Source organism: uncultured Nostoc sp. (assembly GCF_964245445.1).
GTDB lineage: Bacteria > Cyanobacteriota > Cyanobacteriia > Cyanobacteriales > Nostocaceae > Nostoc.
Map to the genome: position 1 here is coordinate 22,475 of NZ_CAXTNE010000079.1, position 6,524 is coordinate 28,998.

General features: G+C 42.7%; 5 protein-coding genes and 3 pseudogenes. 4 read left to right on the forward strand and 4 right to left on the reverse strand.

All coding sequences use genetic code 11. From position 1 onward, the window contains the following. Window positions 1–7 precede the first annotated feature (7 nt). Both ACFE90_RS15315 and ACFE90_RS15320 read left to right on the forward strand, forming a co-directional pair. A complete protein-coding gene (locus tag ACFE90_RS15315; protein ID WP_375501889.1) occupies window positions 8–2,161 on the forward strand; it encodes a peptidase domain-containing ABC transporter in 2,154 nt (717 codons plus the stop codon). Further along, window positions 2,119–3,765: an HlyD family efflux transporter periplasmic adaptor subunit gene (locus tag ACFE90_RS15320; protein WP_375501891.1), complete on the forward strand. Its 1,647-nt coding sequence runs from the start codon at window positions 2,119–2,121 to the stop codon at window positions 3,763–3,765. The genes ACFE90_RS15315 and ACFE90_RS15320 overlap by 43 nt, the downstream gene beginning before the upstream one ends. Here ACFE90_RS15320 and ACFE90_RS15325 read toward each other — a convergent pair. Continuing rightward, a complete protein-coding gene (locus ACFE90_RS15325) occupies window positions 3,734–3,907 on the reverse strand; it encodes a hypothetical protein (RefSeq protein ID WP_375501893.1) in 174 nt (57 codons plus the stop codon). The two genes, ACFE90_RS15320 and ACFE90_RS15325, sit on opposite strands and share 32 nt — an antisense overlap. Window positions 3,908–4,187: 280 nt before the next feature. On the opposite strand from ACFE90_RS15325, the gene ACFE90_RS15330 reads away from it, so the two are divergent. Beyond that, on the forward strand, window positions 4,188–4,451 hold the full coding sequence (locus ACFE90_RS15330) for a hypothetical protein (RefSeq protein ID WP_375501895.1): 264 nt from the start codon (window positions 4,188–4,190) through the stop codon (window positions 4,449–4,451). Here the strand turns inward: ACFE90_RS15330 and ACFE90_RS15335 are convergent. Both ACFE90_RS15335 and ACFE90_RS15340 read right to left on the reverse strand, forming a co-directional pair. Further along, a pseudogene (locus tag ACFE90_RS15335) lies at window positions 4,426–4,719 on the reverse strand (ATP-binding cassette domain-containing protein); the annotation flags it as partial. The gene ACFE90_RS15330 and the pseudogene ACFE90_RS15335 sit on opposite strands and share 26 nt — an antisense overlap. Then, window positions 4,716–5,006: a hypothetical protein gene (locus tag ACFE90_RS15340; protein WP_375501897.1), complete on the reverse strand. Its 291-nt coding sequence runs from the start codon at window positions 5,004–5,006 to the stop codon at window positions 4,716–4,718. The pseudogene ACFE90_RS15335 and the gene ACFE90_RS15340, both read right to left, overlap by 4 nt. 130 nt (window positions 5,007–5,136) lie before the next feature. On the opposite strand from ACFE90_RS15340, the pseudogene ACFE90_RS15345 reads away from it, so the two are divergent. Then, a pseudogene (locus ACFE90_RS15345) lies at window positions 5,137–5,529 on the forward strand (transposase); the annotation flags it as partial. A gap of 4 nt (window positions 5,530–5,533) precedes the next feature. On the opposite strand, the pseudogene ACFE90_RS15350 reads toward ACFE90_RS15345, so the two are convergent. Then, window positions 5,534–5,814: pseudogene (locus ACFE90_RS15350) on the reverse strand (ISAzo13 family transposase); the annotation flags it as partial. Between the last annotated feature and the right edge of the window lie 710 nt (window positions 5,815–6,524).

Consider the following 6,524-nt stretch of genomic DNA (forward strand, 5'->3'; position numbering starts at 1 on the left):
TTTGTCGATGAAATATCCTAACGTACTTCAACATTCTCAAGAAGATTGCGGTGCTGCTTGTCTAGCTTCGATCGCTAAATATCACGGACGAAATTTTACCATTAGCTACGTTCGCGATCTTGCCGGAACCAGACAGCAAGGCACTACCCTTTTAGGGTTAAAACGTGGTGCAGAATCTTTGGGGTTTAATGCCCGTTCCGTTACCGCTTCGCCAGTCATTTTAGAGAAAATCGATAAAGCACCCTTACCCGCTATTATTCACTGGAGAGGCGAACACTGGGTTGTTTTATATGGGAAAAAGGGCAATAAATATGTTGTGGCCGACCCTGCGGTTTCAGGTATTCAGTATTATGAGAAAGCTAAATTAATTGAATCTTGGACGGATTGGGTGATGCTCTTACTCAATCCAGATCCAGCGCGGTTTTCTGCACAGGAAGACCAGAAAGACGAAATTAAGGGATTGTCTTTATTTCTCAAACGTGCTTGGTCTCATAAAGAAATTCTCAATAAAGCACTCCTGCTTAACCTCATTCTCGGCGTACTTTCTTTAGGCACTCCCTTTTTAATCCAAATCCTCACCGATGACGTACTGGTGCGGCAAGACACTCAATTGCTAACGCGGATTGTCATTGCTGTGATTGCGATGAACCTGGTTAGCAGCATTCTGCGCTTTGTCCAATCGGTTTTGATCGCTCATCTAGGCCAGCGCATCCAATTGGGGCTAAACTTTGAGTTCATTCGCCAAATTCTGCGTTTACCTCTCAATTACTATGAAACTCGGCGCAGTGGTGAAATTGCCAGCCGATTAGAAGATATTCAACAAATAAATCAATTAGTTGCTCAAGTTTTAGTGACGTTGCCCAGTCAATTTTTTGTTGCGATCGTTTCTGTGAGCTTTATGCTTTATTATAGCATTAAACTCACAGTGATGGCGGCTTTTCTGGCTCTACTGATGACACTGCCCACTGTTATTTATTTGTCTAAACTTCAGAAAAAAGTTCGTAATGTTTTTACCTTAGCAGCAGAGAATCAAGGGGTTCTAGTTGAAACCTTCAAAGGTGCCCTGACTCTAAAAACTACCAATGCGGCCTCTCAATTTTGGGACGAATTTCAAGGCCGTTTTAGTCGTCTGGCTACCGTTACCTTAAGCACCTTGCAAATTTTAATCGTTAATAATACTTTTGCTAACTTAATCGCTAATACAGGTAATATTATCTTGCTTTGGTTTGGTAGCACCCTCGTTATCGGTCAGGAATTAACTATCGGGATGCTGTTGGCTTTTAATAGTATGAATGGCAACCTAACTTTATTTGTCAATACGGCTGTCAGTTTTGTCGATCAATTTACCCGAACCCAAACAGCAACGCAACGACTCGCTGAAGTTATTGCCGCCGAACCCGAAATTCCAGAGGAGTCTCGCCAATCTTTTGCTCATATTCCCGTCGATCCTGACATTGTTTGCACCAATTTGACCTTTCACCATCCGGGGCGACTCGACTTGTTACAAGACTTTTCCGTTACCCTTCCAGGAGGAAAAGTGATTGCACTGATTGGAAAATCGGGTTGTGGCAAAAGTACTCTAGTCAAATTAATTGCTAGTTTGTATACCCTTCAATCTGGCAATATCCGCTACGGAATGTATAACCAGCAAGACCTTTCTTTAGACTGCTTGCGGCAACAAGTAATGCTAGTTCCTCAAGACGTTCACTTTTGGGGTCGCTCGATTGTGGACAATTTCCGCTTGGGTTCTCCTTATCTGACCCTTGACCAGATTGTTCAAGCTTGCCAAATTGTGCAAGCAGACGAATTTATCAGTCAACTGCCCGAAAAATATCAAACTGTTTTAGGGGAATTTGGGGCTAATCTATCCGGCGGACAAAGACAGCGTTTAGCACTCGCCAGAGCGATCGTCAACGAGCCTCCCATCCTGATTTTAGATGAGTCTACAGGTGCCCTCGATCCAGTGAGTGAGTCCCAAGTGCTGGAGAATTTACTAAACCATCGGCAGGGAAAAACCACAATTTTAATTAGCCACCGTCCGCGTGTTATTGCTCGGGCGGATTGGATTGTCATGCTTGATCGCGGTCGCTTAAAACTACAAGGGTCAGTAGAGGCATTATGTCAACAAACGGGAGAACACCTAAATTTCTTGATTCCCTAAAAACTGTAGCAGTCAGCAGTGAGATGGCTAGTTTATATAACCAATTAAAAAAACAGAAGACAGTAGAACAAGGACAACAAGCAGAAAGCACCGATTCTAACTCTCCCAGTCTCGGTGCGTTTCCTTCTTTTGCTATTTTACCACGAGTCAGAGAAAGCGAATTTTTGCCATCGATTAGTCGTTGGACAACGCTAGCAGGACTGTTTGCCGTGACTACGGTGGGAATAGCCATTGCCCTAGCTACATTAACAAAGTACAACGTGACTGTTAAAGCACAGGCAACCATCCGTCCTACGGGTGAATTACGTTTGGTTCAAGCGGCGACAGAAGGCTCGGTGAAATATATCTGGGCGCAAGAGAATCAAATTGTTAAAAAAGGAGATGTCCTGGCGATTCTTGATGATTCCCACTTGCAAACCCAAAAAAGTCAAATGCAAAATCAGATCCAGCAAGCAAACTTACAATTGACTCAGATTAATGCCCAAATTCAAGCCCTCGATACTCAGATTTCCGCCGAAACTGACCGTTCCAAGAGGAGTGTAGCCTCGGCTAAAGCGGAATTGAGCCACCGAAAGCGAGATTATCGAGATAGGCAAATTACGACCCTGGCTGAAGTTCGAGAAGCCCAGGCAAATTTAAACTCGGCCCGAAATGAATGGCAAAGAGCTAAGGCAGAGTTTAAAGCAGCCCAGGCAAATTTAAGAGCAGTCCAATCTGCTTTAGAAGCAGCCAGCAAGCGGCGCGATCGCTATCAGCGCGTTGCTCAAGCGGGGGCGCTGTCTCAAGATCAATTAGATGAGTCTCAGGATACGGTCAAACAGCAAGAACAGACTGTTGAGGTACAAAAAGCTACTATTGAAGCCCAAAAACAAACGATAGAACTGCGGCAACAAGCGGTTCAGGCTACTGTCGCTCGACTGGAACGCGCTAAAGCTGCCGTCAATCCAACTGGGGCAGAAGTAACGATCGCTTCTGAGAGTGTGGGACGGGAAAAAGCAACAGGCGAAGCGACCAGCGCTTCTTTAAAGCGGGAAAAAGAAGTTCTAATCCAGCAACGCATTGCTTTGCAGCAGCAGCTAGAACGGGATAACCGCCAACTCCAACAAGTCGAAATCGACCTCAGTAAAACTAAGATCACTGCTACGGCAGACGGGATTATTGCTCAACTAAATCTGCGAAATCCCGGTCAAACTGTGAATTCAGGGCAAGAAATCGCTCAAATCGTTCCGAATGATGTCTCTTTGACAATCGAGGCTGCCATCTCCCCTTCGGACATTGGTAAGTTAAAGACCGGCCAGTTAGTACAAATGCAGGTTTCTGCCTGTCCCTATCCAGATTATGGCACTCTTAAAGGGGTCGTCAGTAAAATTTCCCAAGATACCATCAAATCTGCTGGAGTTAGTCCAAGCAATCTCTTGCTGACTTCCAACCAACAGACGGCTTTCTACAAAGTGGCGATCGCACCAGAAAGTTTGGTCTTCGGTCAGGGCAAAAACCAATGTATGATTAAATTAGGAATGGAAGGTAAGGTAGATATAATTTCTCGTGAAGAGACTGTTCTCCAATTTCTTCTTAGAAAAGCAAGACTGTTGGGAGATGTTTGAGGAGAACAGATTGGTTCTCATTATCCTGAACAACTCGGTTTTGATTTCCCTGCACTACATTTTGAGATGTAGAACTATCAGTCTGTTGCGTTGAATTTACATCAGGCTGTTGTGGTTCCAAATTCTCAGGTGGCTGCCTCATAAATCAGTTCTATAATCCCAGTAAGTGAGAACCAGCCGCCGCACCTAACCAAGCACCAAGCAGCAACTTTCACAATAGACCTCTTGTAAAAGTCGCTCTGGAAGATTTTATTTTGGGGAGACAAAGCTCATAATTGTAGAGAGCAGCAATCAGATTAAACCTTAAACTAAATCTTTTTCGGCGATTTCTATATTGTATGTTACTAATGCCGATAGTAGCCAGCTTATCCACAATCTGCTTAATTTGTCAATATCTTCTACTGGATCTCTAGGGGTTCTTCATGAAGCAACCGCACCAGCAGTCTCTAGATATAGAACCTCCAAATCTAAGACGACGACTTTTGATTTTCTCAGGTTTAGGCTTGATGAGCGCGATCGCCGGGAGTTGTATGAGACAATCCTCTTCTCGGATCTCCAAACCAGGTAAAGCACCTATTTTACAAACCTTTGAGTTTGAAGTAATCACAGTTAATCCGCAAGGGCAAATTGTAAATCGTCGTCAGGGTAAAAAACCTGATTTTAACCTGCATCAACATCATCGTTAATTAACCGTCCATCTTCCACATACACAATTCGGTCGGCAATATCGAGAATGCGGTTATCATGGGTAACGAGCAAAATTGTGCAACCTTGTTCCTTGGCTAATTTTTGCATCAATTCCACTACATCGCGTCCCGATTTTTTATCCAACGCTGCCGTTGGTTCATCTGCTAAAACAATTTTAGGATGACTTACGAGTGCCCGTGCGATCGCAACCCGCTGTTTTTGTCCCCCTGACAAACTTTCTGGGTAATAATCGACACGATTACCTAAAGATTTGACCAAACCTGATAAGCCACCACCAATAATAGAATAAGCTTCCTCATTAGCTTGGCATTATATTCCTCGTTACCGTGTCCTACAATCAAAGCACCAAATTTACAAAAAAGATCCAGATGCTCATTACCATCCAAATCCCATACTCTTGACCCTTTTCCTTTATTAAAGGGTATTATGGTATCCCTTCCAGCGTAACGGAAGTTGTAGTGAACTCCGCCTGGTAGATAGTTTTTTATTTCTTTAGCGGCTTGTTGAGATTGAGGAAATTTAAGTTTCGGCATTGCAAGAACTCCTAATTAGTTAGGTTGAATAGTTAAAGTTTGAAGGGGCTAAAGATTAGGGATTAGGGGCAGCCCTGTCAATGGGTGGAACTATCCCAAAAGCCTTGATTTTAAGTTCAATTACGAGCGAGGGAGCCGCTTTTATGCTCTCAAAAGTGGCAAAAGACAAGGGCGAGTTAATATGATTGCCGCTTATTGTGATGGGAAGTTATTCGCTCCGTTTACTGTTGAGGGAGCTTGTAACCGAAACGTATTTGAAACTTGGCTTGTAACTTGTTTAATCCCAGCGCTTAAACCCGGACAAATAGTGATTGCAGATAATGCTACATTTCACCGAGGCGGACGTATTCAAGAATTAATTGAAGCCGCAGACTGTCGCTTAAAATACTTACCGTCTTATTCACCTGACCTTAATAAAATTGAGCGATGTTGGTCATGGTTGAAGAGTCGAATTCGTAAACAACTCATTCAATTTGACCGTCTTCGAGATGCTATAGAAGATGTTCTTTGCACAGCGTCCTAACCAAGTCAACTAAATCTTTTATATCTTCTAAAAGATTTGGCAGGTGTTCTTCTGCTTTATAACGCCCTTTGCCACTCATGTTGTCAACACAAGTAATACCGCTTTTTAATTCTCTTGAACATTACGAATCGTGTCTCGATTCCATCCTAATTCTGATTGTGCAAGCCTTTGCCCTCCTAAACCTAAGCCCTGAACTGTCTGTGCCATAAATTTGCGCTTTGCTGCACCTTTTAATTGAGACGCAGTTTGAATTAACAACTTTTTGAGAGAATCAGTTAATACTATAGCCACCAGTTATCACACTCAAAAACTCAATCATTATTCAAATTACTACAAAAGGGGATGAAGGGGCTACCGACGGCAGCCCCTTCATCTCCTTTAAAATGATTATCATTATTATTAAGGGAATAGTTTATTTTCTGGAAGTCCCTTAGTCCGTGCAGGTGGACGAAAGTTTGTGTAGCCGTGATTTCTAATCGCCTGGATTATTCTCTGGAATAGTTCGATTTCCTGTTCAAAACTAATAGGTTGCCCTTTCAGCTTTGACCAAAGATGTTCGCTAATTTTCTCTCCTTTCTATTGTTTGTTTTCTTCAAATAGTAGTGTTTTTGTCTGTTTGATAAATACAATAAAAGAAGCTATTAGATAATGCATTGGGTGCTTGTGCAAAGTTGATTGCTCAAGTAAGATGAGTTGATCGCACAATAAAGCAATATTGATTACAGTTTTGTGCAATTATTCTCTGATTTTTCTCGTTAAGTCTCAAAACTGGAGTTTAGACCATTCGTGAGAGGTTAGAGTGATTGCACTAATGTCTGCGAGGGTGCGGGAAAAGGAAATAAATCCAGCTTTGAGACTGGCTTTCGGAAATATTTAACCACGCCTAAATCTTGATTCTCTGGGGCGGCAAAGTATTTAATCGGATCATCAGCTTTTGTCTGGAAACTATCCCACTAATAAAAAAGTATGGTAATCTACTTCTCAACAAGGAGGGG

Coding starts and splice junctions, on each gene's coding strand:
- ACFE90_RS15325 (WP_375501893.1), bottom strand. CDS start 3,907: ATGAGGCAGCCACCTGAGAATTTGGAACCACAACAGCCTGATGTAAAT.
- ACFE90_RS15315 (WP_375501889.1), top strand. CDS start 8: ATGAAATATCCTAACGTACTTCAACATTCTCAAGAAGATTGCGGTGCT.
- ACFE90_RS15320 (WP_375501891.1), top strand. CDS start 2,119: ATGTCAACAAACGGGAGAACACCTAAATTTCTTGATTCCCTAAAAACT.
- ACFE90_RS15340 (WP_375501897.1), bottom strand. CDS start 5,006: ATGCCGAAACTTAAATTTCCTCAATCTCAACAAGCCGCTAAAGAAATA.
- ACFE90_RS15330 (WP_375501895.1), top strand. CDS start 4,188: ATGAAGCAACCGCACCAGCAGTCTCTAGATATAGAACCTCCAAATCTA.